This is a genomic window from Sphingobium yanoikuyae (assembly GCF_034424525.1).
GTDB lineage: Bacteria > Pseudomonadota > Alphaproteobacteria > Sphingomonadales > Sphingomonadaceae > Sphingobium > Sphingobium yanoikuyae.
This window is the reverse complement of the sequence record NZ_CP139979.1, coordinates 4,116,109-4,137,002: the sequence shown is the minus strand read 5'-3', so window position 1 is coordinate 4,137,002 and position 20,894 is coordinate 4,116,109. Positions and strand designations below refer to the sequence as shown.

General features: G+C 66.4%; 19 protein-coding genes. 12 read left to right on the top strand and 7 right to left on the bottom strand.

The features are described 5' to 3' along the window. Nucleotides 1-5: 5 nt before the first annotated feature. Genes U0025_RS19105 through U0025_RS19080 form a run of 6 tightly spaced genes read right to left on the bottom strand, consistent with a single transcriptional unit; the run spans nucleotide 6 to nucleotide 6,067 of the window. Nucleotides 6-1,004, bottom strand: a complete 999-nt coding sequence (locus tag U0025_RS19105; RefSeq protein ID WP_004209090.1) for an NAD(P)H-dependent flavin oxidoreductase — start codon at nucleotides 1,002-1,004, stop codon at nucleotides 6-8. Next, nucleotides 1,004-2,167 (bottom strand): acetyl-CoA C-acetyltransferase, encoded by a 1,164-nt coding sequence (locus tag U0025_RS19100; RefSeq protein ID WP_004209089.1) that lies wholly within the window; start codon nucleotides 2,165-2,167, stop codon nucleotides 1,004-1,006. Before U0025_RS19100 ends, U0025_RS19105 begins: the two co-directional genes overlap by 1 nt. Before the next feature lie 3 nt (nucleotides 2,168-2,170). Next, nucleotides 2,171-2,962 carry an enoyl-CoA hydratase/isomerase family protein gene (locus U0025_RS19095; protein ID WP_004209088.1) on the bottom strand — a complete coding sequence of 264 codons (792 nt, stop codon included), beginning with the start codon at nucleotides 2,960-2,962 and terminating at the stop codon, nucleotides 2,171-2,173. Next, entirely contained in the window at nucleotides 2,962-3,723 is a 762-nt protein-coding gene (locus tag U0025_RS19090) for a 3-hydroxyacyl-CoA dehydrogenase (RefSeq protein WP_004209087.1), read from the bottom strand. The genes U0025_RS19095 and U0025_RS19090 overlap by 1 nt, the downstream gene beginning before the upstream one ends. A gap of 22 nt (nucleotides 3,724-3,745) precedes the next feature. Continuing rightward, a complete protein-coding gene (locus U0025_RS19085; RefSeq protein WP_004209086.1) occupies nucleotides 3,746-4,930 on the bottom strand; it encodes an acetyl-CoA C-acyltransferase in 1,185 nt (394 codons plus the stop codon). A 12-nt stretch (nucleotides 4,931-4,942) separates the two neighbouring features. Next, nucleotides 4,943-6,067 (bottom strand): acyl-CoA dehydrogenase family protein, encoded by a 1,125-nt coding sequence (locus U0025_RS19080; protein ID WP_004209085.1) that lies wholly within the window; start codon nucleotides 6,065-6,067, stop codon nucleotides 4,943-4,945. Between the two features lie 83 nt (nucleotides 6,068-6,150). Between U0025_RS19080 and U0025_RS19075 the strand changes: the two genes are divergently transcribed. From U0025_RS19075 to U0025_RS19020, 12 genes are all read left to right on the top strand, one after another. Beyond that, on the top strand, nucleotides 6,151-6,786 hold the full coding sequence (locus U0025_RS19075) for a TetR/AcrR family transcriptional regulator (RefSeq protein ID WP_004209084.1): 636 nt from the start codon (nucleotides 6,151-6,153) through the stop codon (nucleotides 6,784-6,786). 112 nt (nucleotides 6,787-6,898) lie between these two features. Then, nucleotides 6,899-7,438, top strand: a complete 540-nt coding sequence (locus tag U0025_RS19070) for a nuclear transport factor 2 family protein (protein WP_004209083.1) — start codon at nucleotides 6,899-6,901, stop codon at nucleotides 7,436-7,438. Between the two features lie 11 nt (nucleotides 7,439-7,449). Then, nucleotides 7,450-8,328: an SDR family NAD(P)-dependent oxidoreductase gene (locus U0025_RS19065; RefSeq protein ID WP_004209082.1), complete on the top strand. Its 879-nt coding sequence runs from the start codon at nucleotides 7,450-7,452 to the stop codon at nucleotides 8,326-8,328. Between the two features lies 1 nt (nucleotide 8,329). Continuing rightward, nucleotides 8,330-8,878: a nuclear transport factor 2 family protein gene (locus U0025_RS19060; protein WP_004209081.1), complete on the top strand. Its 549-nt coding sequence runs from the start codon at nucleotides 8,330-8,332 to the stop codon at nucleotides 8,876-8,878. A gap of 163 nt (nucleotides 8,879-9,041) precedes the next feature. After that, nucleotides 9,042-10,490 (top strand): NAD-dependent succinate-semialdehyde dehydrogenase, encoded by a 1,449-nt coding sequence (locus tag U0025_RS19055; RefSeq protein WP_004209080.1) that lies wholly within the window; start codon nucleotides 9,042-9,044, stop codon nucleotides 10,488-10,490. A gap of 19 nt (nucleotides 10,491-10,509) precedes the next feature. Continuing rightward, the gene (locus U0025_RS19050; protein ID WP_037490652.1) at nucleotides 10,510-11,187 is read left to right on the top strand and encodes an SDR family NAD(P)-dependent oxidoreductase; all 678 of its coding nucleotides are present in this window, start codon (nucleotides 10,510-10,512) and stop codon (nucleotides 11,185-11,187) included. Between the two features lie 137 nt (nucleotides 11,188-11,324). Further along, nucleotides 11,325-11,495, top strand: a complete 171-nt coding sequence (locus U0025_RS19045) for a hypothetical protein (RefSeq protein ID WP_155276487.1) — start codon at nucleotides 11,325-11,327, stop codon at nucleotides 11,493-11,495. Between the two features lie 186 nt (nucleotides 11,496-11,681). Beyond that, the gene (locus U0025_RS19040; protein WP_004209076.1) at nucleotides 11,682-13,511 is read left to right on the top strand and encodes a flavin-containing monooxygenase; all 1,830 of its coding nucleotides are present in this window, start codon (nucleotides 11,682-11,684) and stop codon (nucleotides 13,509-13,511) included. Nucleotides 13,512-13,678: 167 nt separating this feature from the next. After that, nucleotides 13,679-15,055 (top strand): aromatic ring-hydroxylating oxygenase subunit alpha, encoded by a 1,377-nt coding sequence (locus tag U0025_RS19035; protein WP_004209075.1) that lies wholly within the window; start codon nucleotides 13,679-13,681, stop codon nucleotides 15,053-15,055. Next, a complete protein-coding gene (locus tag U0025_RS19030) occupies nucleotides 15,052-16,836 on the top strand; it encodes a thiamine pyrophosphate-binding protein (protein WP_004209074.1) in 1,785 nt (594 codons plus the stop codon). Before U0025_RS19035 ends, U0025_RS19030 begins: the two co-directional genes overlap by 4 nt. Before the next feature lie 129 nt (nucleotides 16,837-16,965). Next, nucleotides 16,966-18,381 (top strand): aldehyde dehydrogenase family protein, encoded by a 1,416-nt coding sequence (locus U0025_RS19025; protein ID WP_004209072.1) that lies wholly within the window; start codon nucleotides 16,966-16,968, stop codon nucleotides 18,379-18,381. 1 nt (nucleotide 18,382) lies between these two features. Further along, on the top strand, nucleotides 18,383-19,981 hold the full coding sequence (locus tag U0025_RS19020; RefSeq protein ID WP_004209071.1) for an SMP-30/gluconolactonase/LRE family protein: 1,599 nt from the start codon (nucleotides 18,383-18,385) through the stop codon (nucleotides 19,979-19,981). Here the strand turns inward: U0025_RS19020 and U0025_RS19015 are convergent. Beyond that, nucleotides 19,967-20,800: an IclR family transcriptional regulator gene (locus tag U0025_RS19015; protein ID WP_004209070.1), complete on the bottom strand. Its 834-nt coding sequence runs from the start codon at nucleotides 20,798-20,800 to the stop codon at nucleotides 19,967-19,969. The genes U0025_RS19020 and U0025_RS19015 overlap by 15 nt on opposite strands. Nucleotides 20,801-20,894: the final 94 nt, after the last annotated feature.

The following is a 20,894-nucleotide window of genomic DNA, read 5'->3' as shown; positions in this document are numbered from 1 at the left end:
TCGCTTTAGCCTACCGGCGCGAGTTCCGGCGTGACGAGGCCGGCGAGGCGGCGTTGGATGATGGTGGTGGCGTCCTCGACGATGCGGGTGATGAGGTCCTGACAGGTCGGGATGTCGTGGATCAGGCCCTGAATCTGCCCCGCCCAGATCAGGCCGGCGTCGAGATCGCCGGTTTCGAGTGCGACCCGGCCCTTGGCGCCCGACACCAGAGGCTGGATGTCGGGGAAGACCGATCCTTCGCGCAGCGAGATTTCGACCACCTCGTCCGACACGCTGTTCTTGGCGACGCGCCCGGTATTCTTGAACTTGCGGAAGATGAGGTTGGTGCCGCGCTCGTCATTGTCGACCAGGAACTGCTTCACATTCTGGTGGATCGGCGCCTCGACCGTGGCGCAGAAACGGGTGCCCATGTTGATGCCTTCCGCGCCCAGCGCCAGCGCGGCGGCGAGGCCGCGGCCGTCGCCGAAGCCGCCGCTGGCGATCATCGGGATGCTGAGCTTGTCGGCGGCCGCCGGGATCAGGATGAGGCCGGGAATATCGTCCTCGCCGGGATGGCCGGCGCATTCGAAGCCGTCGATCGAGATGGCGTCGACGCCCATCCGCTCGGCCGAGAGGGCATGGCGGACGGCGGTGCATTTATGGACGACGATGATGCCATGCGCCTTGAAATCATCGACATGTTCCTGCGGCTTGTGGCCGGCGGTCTCGACGATCTTCACGCCGCTGTCGATGATCGCCTGGCGATATTCGGCATAGGGCGGCGGATTGACCGAGGGCAGGATGGTGAGGTTCACGCCGAACGGCTTGTCGGTCATCGTCCGGCAGCGATCGATTTCGCGGCGCAGATCGTCGGGCGTCGGCTGGGTGAGGGCGGTCAGGATGCCCAGCCCCCCGGCATTGGAGACGGCGGCGGCCAGTTCGGCGCGGCCGACCCACATCATGCCGCCCTGCACGATCGGATGCTCGATGCCGCACAGTTCGGTGAAACGCGTCTTCAAAGCCATCACAGTGCCTCCACGATCGTCACATTGGCGATGCCGCCGCCTTCGCACATGGTTTGCAGGCCATAGCGCTTGCCCCGTGCTTTCAGCGCATGGACGAGCGTGCTCATCAGCTTGGTGCCTGATGCGCCGAGCGGGTGGCCGAGCGCGATCGCGCCGCCATGGACGTTGAGCTTTGCCGGATCGGCACCGATCGCCTTGAGCCAGGCCATGGGGATGGAGGCGAAGGCCTCGTTCACCTCGAACAGGTCGATATCGTCGAGCTTCAGGCCCGAGCGTTCGAACGCCTTGCGGGTGGCGGGGATCGGCTCCTCCAGCATGATGACCGGATCGCCCGCCGTGACGGTCAGGTTGACGATGCGGGCGAGGGGCGTGAGGCCGAAGCGCTTGATCGCCGCTTCGCTCGCCACCAGCACGCCCGATGCGCCGTCGGTCATCTGGCTGGCATTGGCGGCGGTGATGGTGCCGCCTTCCTCCAGCGTCTTGACGCTGGCCATCGCCTCCATCGTGCCGCCCCGGCGCACGCCGTCGTCGGTGTCGAAAATACCCTCTGGCGTCAGCACCGGGACGATCTCCGCCTTGAAGGCGCCGCTGTCGATCGCGGCTGCCGCCTTGGCATGGCTGGCGAGCGCATAGGCGTCCATATCCTCGCGGGTGAAGCCATATTTGTTGGCGATCGCCTGCGCGCCATGGAACTGGCTGAATTCGGCGACGCCATAGCGTTTCTGGATGCTTTTGGGCCAGGGGCCGTCGCCCAGGCCGGCGGCGGCGTGGAGCTGGAAGTTGGAGCCCATCGGCACGCGGGTCATGCTTTCGGCGCCCGCCGCAATCACCAGATCCTGGGTGCCGGACATGATCGCCTGCGCCGCGAAATGCAGCGCCTGCTGCGAGGAGCCGCATTGCCGGTCGATCGTCACGGCCGGCACGCTGTCGGGCAGCTTGGAGGCGAGGACGAGGTTGCGGCCAAAGGCGAAGCTTTGTTCGCCCGCCTGGCTGACGCAGCCGACGATCACATCCTCGATCGCGGCGGGATCGATGCCGGTGCGGTCGACCAGGGCGTTGAGGATAGTGGCGCCCAGATCGGCGGGATGGACGTCGATCAGCCCGCCCTTGCGGGCGCGGCCGCCGGCGGTGCGGACGGCATCGACAATATAGGCCTCGGCCATGGGTCAGGCTCCTCTGAAATTCGGGGAACGCTTGGCGAGCAGGGCGGCAAGCCCCTCCTGCGCCTCGCCGGCGCCGGCGATCGCCATCGATCGCAATTCACGGTCGAGCTGGGTCTCGAAACCGGTGTCGAAACTGTCATGCAGCAGGGTGCGGGCGGCGCCATAGGCTGCGGTCGGTGCGTCGGCGAGGCGGGCGGCGAGCGCCAGCCCTTCCGCCTCCAGCGCCTCGTCATCGACCAGCCGGGTGACAAGGCCGATGGCTTCGGCTTCCTCGCCCTTGATGCGGCGGTTGGTGAGGATGATCTCCTGCGCGCGGCGCAAGCCAACGAGGCGCGGCAGCAGCCAGCTCAGCCCGCCATCGGCGGTCAGGCCGATCGCGCCATAGGCGGCGGTATAATGGGCCGAGCGGGCGGACAGCACGACATCGCCCAATATGGCGAGGCTGAAGCCTGCGCCAGCGGCCGGGCCGTTGACCAAAGTCACCAGCGGCTTGGCCATGCGAGCGAGGCGGGTGACGGCGGCGTGGAAGGTGGCGATGAGTTCGGTGAGGACGGTGGGGAGCTGTGCCCCCGCGCCGCCCATCAGCGCGACATCGCCGCCGGCGCAGAACAGCTTGCCATTGCCGCTGAGGACGACGCAGCGGACCGCCGCATCGCTCTCGCACCGGATTGCGGCGTCGAGCAGCGCACGGGCGAGCGGCAGATCGATCGCATTGCCGACCGCCGGGCGATCCAGCGTGATCCGGGCGATGCCGTCGGCGATCGCCAGCGCCACGCCGCTGCCCGACCCGCTCATCAGCGCGGCGCCATGCGGATGGCGCCGTCGAGGCGGATCACCTCGCCATTCAGCATCGGGTTGCGGACGATCGACTCGACCAGCTGGGCATATTCGGCGGGCTTGCCGAGGCGGCTGGGGTGGGGCACCTGCGCGCCCAGCGCATCCTGTACATGCTGGGGGAAGGCCTCCAGCATCGGCGTCAGGAAGATGCCCGGTGCGATCGTCATGACGCGGATCTTGTGCTGGGCCAGATCACGGGCGATCGGCAGGGTCATGCCGACCACGCCGCCCTTCGACGCGGAATAGGCCGCCTGGCCGATCTGGCCGTCATAGGCCGCGACCGAGGCGGTGTTGACGATGACGCCCCGCTCGCCGTCCATCTCCTCGGCCGCTGCCGCGCGGGCAGCGAATTTGGAGATCATGTTGAAGGTGCCGATCAGGTTGACGGTCACCGTCTTGGCGAAGCTGTCGAGCGGGTGGGGCAGATTTTCCTTGCCCACCGTCTTCACGGCCGGGGCGATGCCGGCGCAATTGACCAGGATGCGGGCCGTGCCATGGGCGGCTTCCGCCGTGTCGAGCCCGGCGGTGACGCTGGCATCGTCGGCAACATTGACGCCGACATAGAGGCCGCCGATTTCGGCGGCGACCGCCTTGCCGGCGTCCTCATTGAGGTCGAAGATCGCGACCTTGGCGCCCTGCGCCGCGAGCATGGTGGCGGTGGCGCGGCCGAGGCCGGAGGCGCCACCGGTGACGATGGCGGCCAGTCCCTTGATATCCATTATCTGTCCTCTCCCGGCAGAATTATACGAGTTCGACGGCCATGGCGGTGGCTTCGCCGCCGCCGATGCAGAGGCTGGCGACGCCGCGCTTGAGGCCGCGTGTTTCCAGCGCGCCCAAAAGGGTGGCGACGATGCGCGCGCCCGATGCGCCGATCGGATGGCCGAGCGCGGTGGCGCCGCCATTGACGTTGAGCTTGTCGGCCGGGATGCCCAGTTCCTTGGCGGCGATCATCGCGACCACGGCAAAGGCTTCGTTGACCTCGAACAGGTCGACATCCTCGACCGACCAGCCGGCCTTGGCCAGCAGCTTGCGCATCGCAGGCACCGGCGCGGTGGTGAACTTGGCGGGTTCATGGGCGTGGGCGGCGGTGGCGACGACCTTCGCGACGATTTTCAGGCCCTGCTTTTCCGCGACGCTCTGGCGGGTCATCACCAGCGCGGCGGCGCCGTCCGAAATGGACGAGGCATTGGCGGCGGTGATGGTGCCATCCTTGACGAAGGCGGGCTTGAGGCCGGGGATCTTCTCCGGGCGGGCCTTGCCGGGCTGTTCGTCGGTGTCGATGACGGTGTCGCCGCCCCGGCCCGATACGGTGACCGGCGTGATCTCGCGGACGAAGGCGCCGCTGCCGATCGCCGCATTGGCGCGGTCGAGCGAGCGGATGGCATAATCATCCTGATCGGTGCGGGTGAACTGATAGTCGCGCACTGCCTCTTCGGCGAAGACGCCCATCGCCTTGCCGGGTTCATAGGCGTCCTCCAGCCCGTCCATCATCATCGTGTCGATGATGCGGTCATGGCCGATACGCGCGCCGCTGCGGTGCTTGGGCAGGGCATAGGGGGCGTTGGTCATGCTCTCCATGCCGCCCGCGATCACGATGTCGGCCGCGCCCGATGCCAGCGCCTCATGCGCCATGATCGCCGCCTGCATGCCCGAACCGCACATCTTGTTGACGGTCGTCGCCTCGATATTGAGGCCAAGGCCTGCGCCGAGCGCTGCCTGGCGCGCGGGCGCCTGGCCAAGACCGGCGGGCAGCACGCAGCCCATATAGATGCGATCGATGGCATCAGTGGCAACGCCGGCCCGCTCGACCGCGGCCTTGACCGCCGTGGCGCCCAAGTCCGTGGCCTTGACCGCCGATAGCGCGCCCTGGAACCCGCCCATCGGCGTGCGGGCATAGCTCGCAATGACTACCGGATCATCCTGCATCGAAATACTCCTTCAAAGGCTGCGCGCAATGACCATGCGCTGGATGTCCGACGTGCCCTCGTAAATCTGGCACACGCGGACATCGCGGTAGATTTTCGCGATTCCGAATTCTTCAAGATAGCCATAGCCACCCAGCGTCTGCATCGCGCCGGATACCACCGCCTCGGCCGCTTCGGAGGCGAACAGCTTGGCCATCGACGCCTGGGTCAGGGCCGGCTGGCCGCTGTCCTTCATCGCGGCGGCGGACAGGACGAGCTGGCGCGCGGCCTCCAGCCGGGTGGCGAGATCGGCGAGGCGGAAGCCGACCGCCTGATGCTCGATGATCGCCTTGCCGAAGCTCTTGCGGTCCCTGGCGTAAGCAATGGCAATTTCCAGCGCCGCCTGCGCCATGCCGACGCACTGGGCAGCGATGCCGATGCGGCCGGTCTCCAGATTGGCCAGCGCTTGTGCGTAGCCCTGGCCCGGCTGGCCGATCAGCAGATCATCCTCGACGAACATGTCGTCGAACCGCAGCGCGCAGGTGTCCGACGCGCCCTGGCCCATCTTGTGTTCGACCTTGTCGACCGCATAGCCGGGGCGGTCGGTTGGCACGATGAAGGCGGACAGGCCCTTCTTGCCGGCGTCGGGATCGGTGACGGCGATGATCATCACCAGCCCGCCAATCTTGCCGGAGGTGATGAACTGCTTGGCACCGGTGATGCGCCAGCCGCCATCGACCTTGACCGCGCGGGTGCGCACGGCCGATGCGTCGGAGCCGGCGTCGCTTTCGGTGAGGGCGAAGGCGCCGATGGTGCGGCCGCCGATCAGGTCGGGCAGGAAACGGGCCTTCTGCGCCTCGCTGCCATCCTTGAGCAGGCCGGAGACGAGGATCGAATTCTGGATCGAGACGATGGTGGAGAGGGCGCCGTCGGCAGCGGCCAGTTCCATCAGCGCGAGGGCATAGGAAACCGAGTCAGCCTCCGCGCCGCCATAGGCTTCGGGCGCGGTCATGCCCCAGAGGCCAAGGCCGGCCATCTCCTCGAACAGCGAACGGGGATAGCCGCCCTCCGCCTCGAACCGGGCGCTATGCGGGCGGATCGTCGCCTGGGCGAAATCCCGGACGGTGTCGCGAATCGCGCTCTGGATTTCGGTCAGCATAAACCCTTGCGTCTCTCCTATACTCATTAGTAGGTTGCGCCTGTTGCGATTTCTTGTCAACAGGCGGCATGGAGGAACAGCGAGTGTCGGCGAAAAGCGCAGTGGCGATCCCGTCTCCCTTCCGCACGCGGGAGGAGAAGGCGCGCGAGCGGGAGGAAAAGCGCGAGGCGGTGCTGCGCGCGGCGGTGCGCATGTTCAACGCGCGCGGTTTTCATGCGACTTCGCTGGACGATGTCGCCGCGAGCCTGGGGATCAGCAAGCCGACCATCTATCATTATCTGGGCAACAAGGAGCAGGTGCTGATCGAATGCGTCACCCGCGGCCTGGAAATGCTGCGTGCGGCAGCCGATGAGGCGCGCGCGGGGGAAGGCAATGGCCTGGCCCGGCTCGGCTATTTCCTGCGCCGCTATGGCGCGGTGATCATGGATGATTTTGGCGCCTGCGTGGTGCGGACGGGCGACGAATGCCTGTCGGCCGAAGGGGCGATCCTGTTCCGGTCGCGCAAGCGCGACATCGACCTGGCCATGCGTGGGCTGATCGCCGATGCGGTGGCGGACGGGTCGATCGCCCCGGTCGACGTGAAGCTGGCGGCCTTCACCCTGGCCGGCGCGCTTAACTGGTCGGCGCGCTGGCGCGATCCTGCCGGCGCGATGAGCGCCGAGGCGATCGCGGCGGCGCAGGTCGACCTGCTGATCGCGGGGCTCGCCCCGCGCGGCTGAGGCTGCCCGCTTCTCTCCTGTCCGAATTGGTCAAGCGACGTGCCATGGCGCGCGCCTATGACCGGCCAATGGACAGACAGCCCGCCATGACGGGCGGGAAGGAGAGGGCCGGATGGAGATTGCCGCCACGCCATTGCAGGCGATGCTGGACCGGGAGGCGATCCGCGATTGCCTCGCCCGGCTGGCGCGGGGTGAGGACCGGCGCGACGCCGACCTGATCCGGGCCTGTTGCTGGCCCGACGGCAGCACCGACTATGGCGTGTTCGCCGGCGATTTCGATGCCTATCTCGCCTGGGTGGTGCCCGGCGCCGACGCGATCCTCTGCACCCAGCATCTGCTGGGGCAGAGCGTCATCGACCTGGAGGGCGACGCTGCGCGGGTCGAAACGCAGGTCCAATCCTATCATCGCATCGACATGGGCGATGCGCAGCGCGACGTCATGATCGGCGGCCGTTATCTCGACCTTTTCGAGCGGCGCGAGGGCCAGTGGCGGATCGCGCGGCGCACCATGCTCTATGATTGGGTGCAGGATATCGGCGTCTCAGCCGACTGGAGCCAGGGCGTCATGGGCATGGCGTTCAGCGCGCCGCATTTCACTGGCCGCGCGAACGGCGATCACAGCGTGCGCTTTTTCGCGCGCGAGACGGACTGAGGGAGAGGATCATGAAATCGCTGGACGGCAAGGTCGCGATCGTCACCGGCGCGAGCCGGGGCATCGGCAAGGGCATGGCGCTGGCGCTCGCCGAGCAGGGGGCGACCGTCTATGTCACCGGGCGCACGGTCAAGGCGGGTGACCATGAACTGCCGGGCACGGTCGGCGAGACGGCGGCGCTGTGCGATGCGCGCGGTGGCCGGGGCATTGCGGTGCAGGTCGATCATGGCGACGATGCGCAGGTGGCCGCCCTGTTCGACCAGGTCCGGCGCGAGCAGGGGCGGCTCGACCTGCTGGTCAATAATGCCTTTGCGATCCCCGAAGATCTGACCGTGCCGGGCAGCTTCTGGGAAAAGCCGCTGTCCAACTGGGACATGGTCGATGTCGGCGTGCGCTCCAACTTCGTCGCTGCGCGCCATGCCGCGCAGATGATGGTGCCGCAGGGATCGGGGCTCATCGTGGCGATATCGGGCTATGTCGGCGTGACCTACACCTATGGCGTCGTGTTCGGTACGTGCAAGTCGGCGGTCGACCGCATGGCGCGTGACATGGCGATCGAATTGCAGCCCCATGGCGTCGCCTCGCTCTCGCTATGGCAGGGGCTGACCATGACCGAGCGGGCGCAGCGCAACATCGCCGCCAATCCGGCGATGAAGGCGCTGACCGTCACCAATCCGCTGGTCGGCTGCTCGCCCGAATTTCCCGGCCGGGTGATCGCCGCGCTGCTGGCCGATCCGGCGATCATGGCGCGATCGGGCGGCACCTTCATCACCGCCGAACTGGCGCAGGATTATGGCATCACCGATGTCGACGGAAAGACCATCCCGTCGCTGCGGGCCGAGCGCGGCGCGCCGATCTGGCAGCCGATCGCCCCACGGACGGAGGCATAGGATGGACGCGGATCGCCAGGCGCGGATCGACGCGCTGCTCGACCGGCAGGATATTGTCGACTGTCTGACCCGGTTCAGCCGGGGCATGGACCGGTTCGACCGCAACCTGTTCCTGTCGGCCTTCCATGATGACGCCACCGTCGCGGCGGGCAGCTTCGTCGGCGCGCCCGATGCGCTCTATGCCTGGGCCAGCGCCCTGCACGAGGGCGGGCAGGTGGCGACGCATCATAATCTGCTCAACATGACCATCGATATCGATGGCGACAGCGCCCATGCCGAAACCTATTATCTGTTCGTCGGCCGCAACCGGGACGAGAGCAACTGGATCGCCGGGGGCCGCTATCTCGATCGGCTGGAACGGCGCGATGGCCAGTGGAAGATTGTGCTGCGCACCAACATGATCGAATGGTCCGGGCTGGTGCCGACCCTGCCGCTCCCCTTCGGCGATATACCGGACCTGCATGCCAATGGCGCGCCGGCACGGGACGCGAGCGATCCCTCCTATCTGCGGCCACTAGTCAATCGGCGGACGCCGCATATTCCCCAATAGCGCGCATCGCGGGGTCGATCCTTGGGCGGGGACATTCTGTCCACGTTGACGCCGCCTGCCGCGCATCCCACCTTCGCATCGAAATGGGGCCATGCTGCGTTGGACGCAGCGACGGGCGCGCCCTGCGCCCCTTGCCCCGCATCCTGCCGAAGAAGGTGATCCGATGACCATAGCCCTTGCCGACCCCAGCCTGCTGCGCGAACAATGCTATGTCGACGGCCAGTGGATCGGCGCCGCCAGCATCGACGTGACCGATCCTGCGACGGACGAGCGGCTGGCCGGCATTCCAGCGATCGACGAGGCGGGGACGCGCGCGGCGATCGAGGCGGCGGAGGCGGCACTGCCAGAGTGGAAGGCGAAGACCGCGGCTGAACGCTCGCGCATATTGCGCCGCTGGTTCGAGCTGCTGATCGCGCATCAGGACGACCTGGCCATGATCCTGACCCGCGAGCAGGGCAAGGCGCTGGCCGAGGCCAAGGGCGAGATCGCCTATGCCGCGAGCTTCATCGAATGGTTCGGCGAAGAGGCCAAGCGCATCTATGGCGAGATCATTCCCAGCCATCGCGCCGACAGTCGCATCGTCGTCATCAAGCAGCCGGTCGGCGTGGTCGCCGCGATCACGCCGTGGAATTTCCCCGCCGCGATGATCACGCGCAAGGCGGCACCGGCGCTGGCGGCGGGCTGCACCATGGTCTTGAAGCCCGCCACCCAGACGCCGCTGACCGCGCTGGCGCTGGCCGTGCTGGCCGAGCGGGCGGGCGTGCCCAAGGGGGTGTTCAACGTCGTCACCGGATCGTCGCGGGTGATCGGCGCGGAACTGACCGGCAATCCGCTGGTGCGCAAGCTGAGCTTCACCGGATCGACCGAGGTCGGCAAGACGCTGATGGCGCAATGCGCGCCGACGATGAAGAAGCTGTCGATGGAACTGGGCGGCAATGCGCCCTTCATCGTCTTTGCCGACGCCGATCTGGATGCGGCGGTCGAAGGCGCGATCGCGTCCAAATATCGCAACAGCGGCCAGACCTGCGTCTGCGTCAACCGCATCCTTGTCCAGCGCGACGTCGCGCCGGCCTTTGCCGAGAAGCTGAAAGCCGCCGTCGCGAAGCTCAAGGTCGGGCCGGGCACCGAGGCGGGCGTCACCCAGGGGCCGCTGATCGACGAGAAGGCGGTGGAGAAGGTCGAGGAACATGTCGCCGACGCGCTGGCCAAGGGCGGCACGCTGGTGAGTGGCGGGCATCGCCATGCCCTGGGCCACAGCTTCTTCGAGCCGACCATCATCAGCGGCTGCACGCCGGAGATGAAGCTGGCCGACGAGGAGACGTTCGGGCCACTCGCCGCGCTGTTCCTGTTCGACACGGAAGAGGAGGCGGTGGCGCTGGCCAACGCCACCGAGGTTGGCCTGTCGGGCTATTTCTATACCCGCGACCTGTCGCGCGCCTGGCGCGTGGGCGAGGCGCTGGAGGTCGGCATGGTCGGCATCAACACCGGCCTCATCTCGACCGAAGTGGCGCCGTTCGGCGGCATCAAGGAATCGGGCATGGGCCGCGAAGGATCGCGCCATGGCATCGAGGACTATGTCGAGATCAAATATCTGTGCATGTCCGGGATCTGACGCAGACTATCGAAAGGGGATGATGATGGCGGGAGTGGTGGCGGTAACTGGCGCGGCCGGTGCGCTGGGCCGGGCGGCGGTGCAGGTGCTGCGTGCGGCCGGCTGGACGGTGGCGGGTATCGACCTGGGCGATGTGCCGGCCGACAACGTCGACCTGGCGCTGGGCGGCATCGACCTGTCCGACGAGCAGGCGATGGCCGGCGCAGCCGAGAAGATCGGCGAAGCGCTGGGCGGGCTCGACGCGCTGGTCAATATCGCCGGCGGTTTCAGCTGGGAGACGGTGGAGGATGGGTCGGTCGCCACCTGGGACCGGCTCTATGGCATGAATGTCCGCACCGCGCTGATCGCGACTCGCGCCTTGTTGCCGCTGCTGCGCGATGGCGGCGGCGCGATCGTCAATATCGGCGCCGCGGCGTCGGCAAAGGCGGCGGCCGGCATGGGCGCCTATGCCGCGTCCAAGGCCGGCGTCGCGCGCCTGACCGAGGCGCTGGCCGAAGAGTTGAAGGATGCGGGCGTGCGCGTGAATGCGGTGCTGCCCAGCATCATCGACACGCCGGCCAACCGCGCCGACATGCCCGACGCGGATGTCAGCCGCTGGGTCTCGCCGGAGGCGCTGGGCGGGGTGATCGCCTTCCTGCTGTCGCCCGCCGCCGCGCCGATCACCGGCGCGCTGATTCCGGTCACCGGCCGGGTCTGATCGCCATCGACCGGTTGCCGTTGCAAGGCGCGCAACCGGTCGATGGCGTTTCGTGCAACTGGCCTTGGCGCCTTTGCATTTGCGAAAAAAGCCGGGGAAGACCAGATGAACCTCGATGCTGCGACGCAGCAATATTCTTGTCCGAGGTTCTTATGTTTTCGCTCATCTCGCTCTATTTCGCCTATCGCCGGGACGTCGTCACCGCCGAGCGTTATATCGCCGCGCTGACCCCCGCTGCCGAGCCGGTTTCGGCCGACGTCGTGACCTTCCCGGTCGCCAAGGAAGAAAAGCTGGCCCGCGCCGCCTGATCGGCGCGCCAGCTGACGACTGACTACCTCTCCCGCTGACTGCCCATATTCAGGGCAGCGCCGCGGCCAGAAGGCCGCCAAGGGATCGCCACAGCGCTAACAGCGCCGGCCCGCCGCTCCGCCATTGCAAGTCAACATATGTGTTGATTAACAAAATGGCGAGAACAGCGATCCCCAGGAGAGGTCATGACCTGCAAGCCGACGCAGACGCCTGCGGCTGACACATTCGATATCCCGACCCTGCGCGAGAAATATCGCGCCGAGCGCGACAAGCGGATGCGCGCCGACCGGGAAGGCCAATATCGGCCGACCACCGACGACACGACGCACAGCTATGACGTCGACCCGCATATGCCGGTCGTCGCGCGCGACCCGATCGTCGAGGAACTGGATGTCGTGGTGCTGGGCGCGGGCTTTGCTGGCCTGCTCGCCGGCTATCATCTGACCAGGCAGGGCGTCACCAATTTCCGCAACATCGACCATGGCGGCGATTTCGGCGGCGTCTGGTACTGGAATCGCTATCCCGGCATCCAGTGCGACAATGACGCCTATTGCTATCTGCCGCTGCTGGAAGAAACCGGCTTCATGCCGTCGAAGAAATTCGCCGACGGCGCGGAGATCCAGGCCTATTGCCGCCAGATCGCCGAAAGCTTCGGTTTCGCTGACAAGGCGCTGTTCCACACGCTCATCACCTCGCTGAAATGGGACGAGACGATCCAGCGCTGGCGCGTCGGCACCAGCCGGGGCGACGAACTGCTGGCCCGCTTCGTGGTGATGGGCTGCGGCGTGCTCAACATGCCCAAGCTGCCCGGCATCGCCGGCATCAACAGCTTCAAGGGCAAGATCTTCCACACCGCCCGCTGGGACTATGATTATAGCGGCGGCAGCTACGCCAATCCGGTGCTCGACAAACTGGCCGACAAGCGCGTCGCCATCATCGGCACCGGCGCGACCGCGATCCAGGCGGTGCCCTATCTCGGCCGCTACGCCAAGCAGCTTTATGTCATCCAGCGCACGCCATCGACCGTGGACGAACGGCCCAATCCGGCGACCGACGCCGACTGGGCGGCATCGCTCCAACCCGGCTGGCAGGCCGATCGCCAGGCCAATTTCCACCGCGCCGCGATGGAATCCTTTGCGCCGGGCGAGCCTGACCTGATCTGCGACATCTGGACCGAGATCGCCCGCAACCTGTCGGCCGAACTGGAGGCCGAGGGCTGGCCGGAAATGTCGATCGAGCAATTCATGGCCAAGCGCGAAGTGGTCGATTATCGCGTGATGGAGCGGCTGCGCGCCCGCGTCGACGAGATGGTCGAGGACAAGGCGACGGCCGAGGCCCTGAAGCCCTGGTATCGCTTCCTCTGCAAGCGTCCGCTGTCGAGCAATGAGTTCTACCCGACTTTCAACCGGCCCAATGTCACGCTGATCGATGTCGCCGACAGCAAGGGGCTGGAGAAGATCACCGAAAAGGGCTTCGTGTCGGGCGGCGTCGAATATGAGGTCGACTGCATCATCTTCGCCAGCGGTTTCGAGGTGACGAGCGAGCTGAAGCGCCGCTGGGGCATCGATGCGGTGGAAGGGCGCGATGGCCTGTCCATCTACGATCATTGGGCCAATGGCCCGCGTACCCTGCACGGCACCATGACCCATGGTTTCCCCAACCAGTTCTTCATCGGCTATATCCAGGGCGGCCTCAACGCCAGCGTGACCGAACAGTTCGGCCGCCAGGCGGAGCATATCGCCCATATCATCCATGCGGTGATGGATAAGGGCGCCAAGGTGGTCGAGACCACCCTGCAGGGGCAGGAGGATTATGTCCGCCATTTCGAGGAAATGGAAATCGACATGACCGCCTTCCAGCAGGAATGTACCCCCAGCTATTTCACCAATGAAGGCCAGGTGAAGGCGCCCTGGGCTTTGTTCCGCGGCTATGGTCCGGGCTGGGGCGCATTCCAGAAACTGGTGCAGGACTGGCGCGCGAAGGGTGATCTGGACGGCATGGAATTGCGGTCCTGAGCCATGGGCCGGATCGCCCCGGGGATGGTTCGTGGCGGTCGCCGCTCTTCCCTTGGGGCGCTCCCGCCAGTTGCGATAGGCAGGTTGAAAATATTGTCCTTGCGGACCCGGCGAGCGGACTCGCGGGCCGTACCCAGCGGGCAACGCGGACGTTGCAGGAGGATGCCATGAGCAAGATCGACAATATCGATGTGGAGGCGCTGGCCAAGCCGCTGACCTACCCGACCGAGGCATTCCTGTCGAAGGATTATGCCCTGGCGGAGAAGGAAAAGCTGTGGCCCCATGTCTGGCAGATGGCGGCGCGGGTCGAGGAACTGCCCGATGTCGGCGACTGGATGACCTACGACATTTGCGATGAGTCGATCATCATCGTGCGGACCGCGCCCGACACGTTGCGCGCCTTCTTCAATGTCTGCCCGCATCGCGGCCGCCAGCTGGTCGACGTGCCCAAGGACGTGCATTCGGTGCGCGGCAAGAACCGGCGCAGCTTCGTCTGCGGCTTCCATGGCTGGACCTTCGATACCGAGGGCAACAACACCTACATCCTCGACCCGCAGGACTGGCAGGGCGCGCTCAATGCCGAATGCACCCGCCTGTCGGATGTGAAGATCGACATATGGGGCGGCTGGATCTGGATCCACATGGACCTCAATGCCGAGCCGCTGATCGATTTCCTGGGCGATGCCGGTCGCATCCTGTCCCACTTCGAAATGGACAAGATGCGCTACAAATGGCGCAAATGGGTGGTCTATCCGGCCAATTGGAAGACCGCGCTGGAGGCTTTCATGGAGCCTTATCATGTCGCGGGCACCCATACCCAGCTGCTCGATTATGGCGATTATTACGCATATAGCGCGGCCTATGGCCTGCATGGGGTAAGCGGTTTCGACCAGCGCGACCCGGCCTTCCAGATGAGCCAGAGCAGCAGCGTCACCCGCGCGGGGAAGGGCGATGATCCGCGCCGCTCCACCTATGAGCTGATCCGCGAGAATTACGAGACGCTGAACTATGCCGCCTCGACCGAGACCTTGGTCAATGCGGCGAGCCGGCTGGTCGACGAACTGCCCGAGGGCACGGCGGCCGGCGACGTCATCGCCCATTGGCTGAAATCCGCCAAGGCGGACGATGCCGCACGCGGCGTCATCTGGCCGGAAATCCCGCCCGAGGTGATGGCCGAGGCGGGCCTCGCCTGGCACGTCTTTCCCAACATGTCGGTGCTGCAGGGGATCACCTTCGCCCTTTGCTACCGCACCCGTCCCTATGGCGACGATCCCGACATGTGCATCTTTGAATCCTACGCGATCGAGCGCTTTCCCGAAGGCGAAGTGCCGGTGACCGAATGGGAAGAGACGGAGGCCACCGCCGAGGGCTGGGGCGCCGTCCTCGCCCAGGACTTCTCCAACATGGAATGGGTGCAGAAGGGCATGAAGTCGCGCGGCTTCCGCGGACCGCTGCCCAACCCGCACCAGGAACGCAAGATCACCAATTTCCACCGCAACCTAGCCACGTACATGGGTACGGGCGCACCGAGGTTACTCAAATGAGCTATGACGATCCCAAGCCCGCCGTCAACGTGAACGCCACCGACAAGAAGGGCACGCCGGTCTACAAGCGGATGCTGGACCTGTTCGAGGCCGAAGGCATCAACACGCTGTTCGGCATTCCCGATCCCAATTTCGTCCACATGTTCCTGGAGGCCGAACGGCGCGGCTGGACCGTGGTTGCGCCCCATCATGAGGCCGCTGCCGGCTTCATGGCCGAGGCCGCGTCGCGCATCACCGGCAAGCCCGCCGTCGCCATCGGCACGCTGGGGCCGGGCATCGCCAATATGGCGCCCGCCATCCAGTGCGCGCTGGTCGAAAATTCGCCGGTCATCTTCCTGTCGGGCCAGCGCGCCCGCGTCACCGAACAGCGCGTCCGTCGTGGCCGTATCCAGTTCGTGAAGCAGATGCCGCTGTTCGAGAATAGCGTGAAATATGCCGCCTCGATCGAATATGCCGACCAGACCGACGAGGTCGTGCGCGAGGGCATCCGCAAGGCGATGGGCGGCACCCCCGGCCCGGTCTATATCGAATATCCCAGCCACATCATCCTGGAAGAGCTGGACCTGCCCGCGCCGCTGGCGCCGGATCGCTATCGACTGGTCAACCAGGGCGCTGACATCGACCGGGTCAAGGAAGCAGCCGATCTGATCCGCGCCGCCAAGAACCCGATCCTGCTTGTCGGTCATGCCGTCCACACCTCGCGCTCGGGCGCGGCGGTGAAGCAGCTGGCGGACCTGATGAACTGCCCGGTGATCCAGACCTCAGGCGGCACAAGCTATATCAAGGGGCTGGAAGATCGCACTTTCCAGTACGTCTTCTCCAAGGCGTCGATCGAGGCGGTCACGGAATCGGATCTGGTGCTGGCGCTGGGCACCGAACTGGGCGAGCCGGTCCATTTCGGCAAATGGCGCTACTGGATGAAGAATGAAGCGATCCGCAAATGGATCTATGTCGAGCAGGATCCCGCTGCGATCGGCGTCAACCGGCCGATCGACGTGCCGCTGGTCGGCGACCTGCGCGGCGTCGTGCCGCAGCTGGTCGAGGCGCTGAAGGATACGCCGCGCGCGCCTGCACCGATGCTGGAAGCCTTCATGCGCGACGGCCAGGCCGAGCTGGACGAACTGGCGGCGGAATCGCGCACCAAGAGCGACGGCACCGGCGACCTGCCGATCCATCCCGCCCGCCTGGCGGTGGAAGCAACCGAGGCCTTCCCCAAGGACGGCATCCTGATCCGCGACGGCGGCGCCGGCGTGATCTTCCAGTGGACCTATTCGCAGTGCAAGCCGAACGACGTCATCTGGAACCAGAATTTCGGCCATATCGGCACCGGCATTCCCTATGCCACCGGCGCGATGCTGGCGGACAAGGCGGCGACTGGCGTCAGCCGTCCGGGCCTGTTGCTGACCTCCGACAGCAGCTTCATGTTCCATATCGCCGAACTGGAAGTGGCGGTCCGCACCAAGCTGCCGCTGGTCTGCGTCGTCGGCGTGGATAATCAGTGGGGCCTGGAAGTGGGCGTCTACAAGCGCACCTTCGGCCAGGGCACGGAAGAAACCGGCACCCATTGGAGCAAGGAAGTCCGCTTCGACAAGATCGGCGAGGGCTTTGGCTGCCACGGCGAATATGTGACCCGCGCGGAGGACATCAAGCCGGCGATCGCGCGTGCCTATGCCAGCGGCAAGCCGGGCGTCGTCCATGTCGTGATCGACCCCAAGGCCAATTCGGAAGAAATGCCCAAATATGCCGAATTCCGCACCTGGTATGCCGAAGGCACCCAGTAAAACGCCCTTCCTCCCCGGATAAGGGGAGGGGGAGAGGGGTGTTACTCCGGCGGACACACCCCTCCGTCTGGCCTTTGGCCAGCCACCTCCCCTTCAAGGGGAGGATTTTGGAGAGGATGGGACATCGACATGCGCGACTATCGGAACTTCTATATCGACGGCCAGTGGGTCGCCCCGGTCGAACCGAAGACCGCGGATGTCATCAACCCCGCGACCGAGGCGGTGGCCGGCACCATTTCGCTCGGCGGCGTTGCCGACGTGAACAAGGCGGTCGCCGCCGCGCGCAAGGCCTTTGCCAGCTGGTCGCAGACCACGCGCGAACAGCGGCTCGACCTGCTGCTCGCCATTCAGGCGGAATATGCGCGGCGCCAGACCGAGCTGGGCGATGCGATCATCGAGGAGATGGGGGCGCCGTCCTCGCTCGCCCATGGCTTCCATGTCGGGCTGGGCGCGGGGCATCTGCAGACCGCGATCGAGGTGCTGCGCGACTTCAAGTTCGACGAACCGCATGGCGCGACCATGATCGCGCGCGAGCCGATCGGCGTCTGCGCGCTCATCACGCCGTGGAACTGGCCGATGAACCAGACCTGCGTGAAGATTTTCCCGGCGCTGGCGACCGGCTGCACCATGATCCTGAAGCCGCCACAACTGGCGCCCTTCTCGGCCCAGATCCTGGCCGAAATCCTCGATACGGCGGGTGTGCCGGCGGGCGTGTTCAACATGGTCCAGGGCAGCGGCAGTGTGATCGGCACGGCGCTCTCCACCCATGAGGATGTCGACATGGTGTCCTTCACCGGGTCGGAACCGGTCGGCGTCCAGATCCAGAAGGATGCCGCGACCACGATCAAGCGGGTCGGGCTGGAGCTGGGGGGCAAGAGCGCCTTCATCGTGCTCGACGATGACGCGCTGGCCGCCAATGTCGCTGGCGCGACCGGCGGCATGATGGGCAATTCGGGCCAGACCTGCAGCGCGGGATCGCGCCTGCTGGTGCCGGCATCGCGCATGGATGAGGTGATCGCGGCGTCCAAGGGCGCAGCGGACGCGGTGACGGTCGGTGATCCGACCGGCAATGTCGCCATGGGTCCGGTCGTGTCGAAGAGCCAGTACAACATCATCCAGGACTATATCCAGCAAGGCCTGGACGAGGGCGCGACTCTGATCGCCGGCGGCCTTGGCCGGCCGGAGGGGATCGACAAGGGCTGGTTCGTGAAGCCCACCGTCTTCGTCGGCACCAACGACATGCTGATCGCGCGCGAGGAGATATTCGGCCCGGTGCTGGTGATCATCGGCTATGACGATATCGACCATGCGGTCGAGATCGCCAATGACAGCAATTTCGGCCTCGCCGGCTATGTCAGCGGCACCGATGTCGACCAGTGCCGTGCCGTCGCCCGACGGATGCGCACCGGCTGGATCAGCATCAATGGCGGATTCGATTTCCACGCCCCCTTTGGCGGCTACAAGCGCAGCGGCAATGGCCGCGAATGGGGCGAGCATGGCTTCCTCGAATATCTCGAAGTGAAGTCGCTGCTGGGCTACGCCTGAGATGGCGGTCCAGTCCGGGCGCTATGGCGCTGCCAGTGCTGCGGTCGCTGCCGAGGGCTGGTCCCTTGCGCGGCTGACCCCGCCCAGCCGCCTGCACGGTGCCAATGGTCTGGCCACCGGGCCGGACGGGCGCCTCTATGTCGCACAGGTCGGTGGCAGCCAGGTCAGCGCGATCGATGTCGACAGCGGCGCGATCGAGACGATCAGCGCGATGGGCGGCTCCATCGTCGCGCCTGACGATCTGGTGTTCGACGATGCCGGCAACCTCTATCTGACCGAAATTACCGAGGGCCGGGTCGCGATGCGCACGCCATCGGGCGACGTGCGGGTGGTGCGCGGCGACATTCCGGTCGCCAACCCGATCACCTGGCATCAGGGCCGGCTGATCGCGGGCGAATGCCGCATCGGCGCGCGGATCATGGAACTGGACCTGGATGGGGGCGAGCCGCGCATCATCCTCGACAATATCCCGATGGCCAACGCCTTTCAGGTCGGCCCGGACGGCAAGCTCTATTTCCCGGTGATGGGCGCCAACGAGATCTGGCGGGTGGATATCAATGGTGGCGCACCCGAAGTGGTGGCCGGCGATCTGGGCGTGCCGGATTCGGTGAAGTTCGACAGCAAGGGGCGGATCGTCACGACCCAGGTGGCCAGCGGTCAGGTGTTGCGGCTCGATCTGGTGAGCGGCACGCGCGAAGTGCTGGCCGACCTTGGTCCCGGCCTCGACAATGTCAGCTTCATCGGTGACCGCATCTTCGTGTCGAGCATTCCGGGCGAAATTACGGAGTTGCTTGGGGATGGCAAGGTCCGCTCCGTCGTGCCCCGCGCACTGCAATGGCCGCTGGGCCTCGCCATGGGCGCGGACGGCGCGTTGTTCGTCGCCGACGGCACCTTCGGCTATACGCTGCGGGCCGACGAGGCACTGACCCTGGCCGGCATGATCTTCTACCCCGGCTGTCCCGGCTATATGCGCGGTGTGGCTGCGGGCGCGCAGGCGGGCGAATGGATCATCAGCACCGGCTTGGGAGCGGTGGCGCGCTATCGGCCGGGGCAAGGGGAAAGCGATTTCCTCGCCACCGGCCTCGACCAGTTGATGGGGGTGGCGGTCGCGCCGGGCGGGGCGGTGGTGGTTGCCGAATATGGCACTGGCCGGCTGCTCTCGATCGAGAATGGCGCGGTCGGCGAACTCGCGACCGACCTCGACAAGCCGATGGGCGTCGCGCTGGGGCCGGACGGGACAGCCTATGTCGCCGAGGCCGGAGCGGGGCGCGTGCTGCGCATCGCGGGCGGCCGCAGCGAGACGATCATTGACGGGCTGGGTCGGCCGGAAGGGCTGGCGATCCATGACGGGCAATTGTTTGTCGTCGATACGCGGACCAAGACTTTGGTCGCCACCGACCTGTCGGGCGGCGCGCGCGCGACGATCGCCAGCGCCCTGCCGGTGGGGGCGCCCGCCGGCGTGACGCCCAAATTCCTGGGGCCGATCGGTGACATGGCCGGGCCGATGATCAATTTCGCCGATGTGACGACCGGGCCGGACGGCACGCTCTATGTGTCGGGCGACGCCGAAGGGAGCGTGCTGGCGCTACGCCGCCGGTAGGGGACGGTCGCCGCTGAGCTGCTCGCTGAGCGCGGCGGCCGCCTCGACCAGCGCTTGCTGCAATTCACCGAGGCCTTCGCGTTGCAGCGCCGCGCCGATGCCGATCGCGACCAGCGCATGGACCGGGCGGCCCGCGCCTTTCCATACGGGCGCGGAGACGACGGTGACGCCGGCAATATATTGGCCCTCGTCCACCGCGAAGCCCTGCGCGCGGGTCTGGCGCAGTTGCTCCATCCAGTCGGCAAAGGGCGGCGGATCGTCCCAGCGCAGCGTGTCGAACCGCGCCTTCAGTTCCTTCTCGCCATAATCGCCAAAGGCGGCGATGCAGCGGCCGGTGGCGCTGATGAGGGCGGGGAAACGGCTGCCGACCTGGGCGCTCAGCTGAAAGCCGCTGCCCGACTGCGCCATGGCGACGACGATCATATGATCGAGGCCCACCGCCTGCACCCCCAGCATGGTGAGGCCGAACCGCTGCGCCAGCCGGTCCAGCACCGGCTGGGCAAGGTCGTTGAAGGCGTCGCGGCGCAGCCAGTTGCGCGCCAGCGTCAGCACGCCGGCCTGCAGCGCATAGCGTTTGGTGTCGGGATCGAAGGCGACCAGTTCCTCCTCCACCAGCGCGCGCAGCACATAGAGGCAGGTGCTGGGCACCAGCCCCAGTTCCTTGGCGATCGCCTGCACGCCGAGCGGTCGGTCGCTCTTGCCCAGCAGGCGCAGGATTGCGGCGGCACGGGCGATGGCGGGCGCCTTGCTCTCCTGCACGGCCTTGGCGACCTTGCGGACGGTGGAGGGCGGGCGGGGTGTGGTGCGGCTGTCGGTCATGGCGTCATCCTATCGCGACGCCGATGGCCTGTAATTCGAAATATAGAACATAATTCACCATTTACAACAAATGAGTCGCTGTGACATCGCTTGT

Bases quoted from the DNA above. Each gene is read 5' to 3' on its own strand.
- U0025_RS19105 (WP_004209090.1), bottom strand. From the start codon at position 1,004: ATGGCTTTGAAGACGCGTTTCACCGAACTGTGCGGCATCGAGCATCCG.
- U0025_RS19100 (WP_004209089.1), bottom strand. From the start codon at position 2,167: ATGGCCGAGGCCTATATTGTCGATGCCGTCCGCACCGCCGGCGGCCGC.
- U0025_RS19095 (WP_004209088.1), bottom strand. From the start codon at position 2,962: ATGAGCGGGTCGGGCAGCGGCGTGGCGCTGGCGATCGCCGACGGCATC.
- U0025_RS19090 (WP_004209087.1), bottom strand. From the start codon at position 3,723: ATGGATATCAAGGGACTGGCCGCCATCGTCACCGGTGGCGCCTCCGGC.
- U0025_RS19085 (WP_004209086.1), bottom strand. From the start codon at position 4,930: ATGCAGGATGATCCGGTAGTCATTGCGAGCTATGCCCGCACGCCGATG.
- U0025_RS19080 (WP_004209085.1), bottom strand. From the start codon at position 6,067: ATGCTGACCGAAATCCAGAGCGCGATTCGCGACACCGTCCGGGATTTC.
- U0025_RS19070 (WP_004209083.1), top strand. From the start codon at position 6,899: ATGGAGATTGCCGCCACGCCATTGCAGGCGATGCTGGACCGGGAGGCG.
- U0025_RS19065 (WP_004209082.1), top strand. From the start codon at position 7,450: ATGAAATCGCTGGACGGCAAGGTCGCGATCGTCACCGGCGCGAGCCGG.
- U0025_RS19060 (WP_004209081.1), top strand. From the start codon at position 8,330: ATGGACGCGGATCGCCAGGCGCGGATCGACGCGCTGCTCGACCGGCAG.
- U0025_RS19055 (WP_004209080.1), top strand. From the start codon at position 9,042: ATGACCATAGCCCTTGCCGACCCCAGCCTGCTGCGCGAACAATGCTAT.
- U0025_RS19050 (WP_037490652.1), top strand. From the start codon at position 10,510: ATGATGATGGCGGGAGTGGTGGCGGTAACTGGCGCGGCCGGTGCGCTG.
- U0025_RS19040 (WP_004209076.1), top strand. From the start codon at position 11,682: ATGACCTGCAAGCCGACGCAGACGCCTGCGGCTGACACATTCGATATC.
- U0025_RS19035 (WP_004209075.1), top strand. From the start codon at position 13,679: ATGAGCAAGATCGACAATATCGATGTGGAGGCGCTGGCCAAGCCGCTG.
- U0025_RS19030 (WP_004209074.1), top strand. From the start codon at position 15,052: ATGAGCTATGACGATCCCAAGCCCGCCGTCAACGTGAACGCCACCGAC.
- U0025_RS19025 (WP_004209072.1), top strand. From the start codon at position 16,966: ATGCGCGACTATCGGAACTTCTATATCGACGGCCAGTGGGTCGCCCCG.
- U0025_RS19020 (WP_004209071.1), top strand. From the start codon at position 18,383: ATGGCGGTCCAGTCCGGGCGCTATGGCGCTGCCAGTGCTGCGGTCGCT.
- U0025_RS19015 (WP_004209070.1), bottom strand. From the start codon at position 20,800: ATGACCGACAGCCGCACCACACCCCGCCCGCCCTCCACCGTCCGCAAG.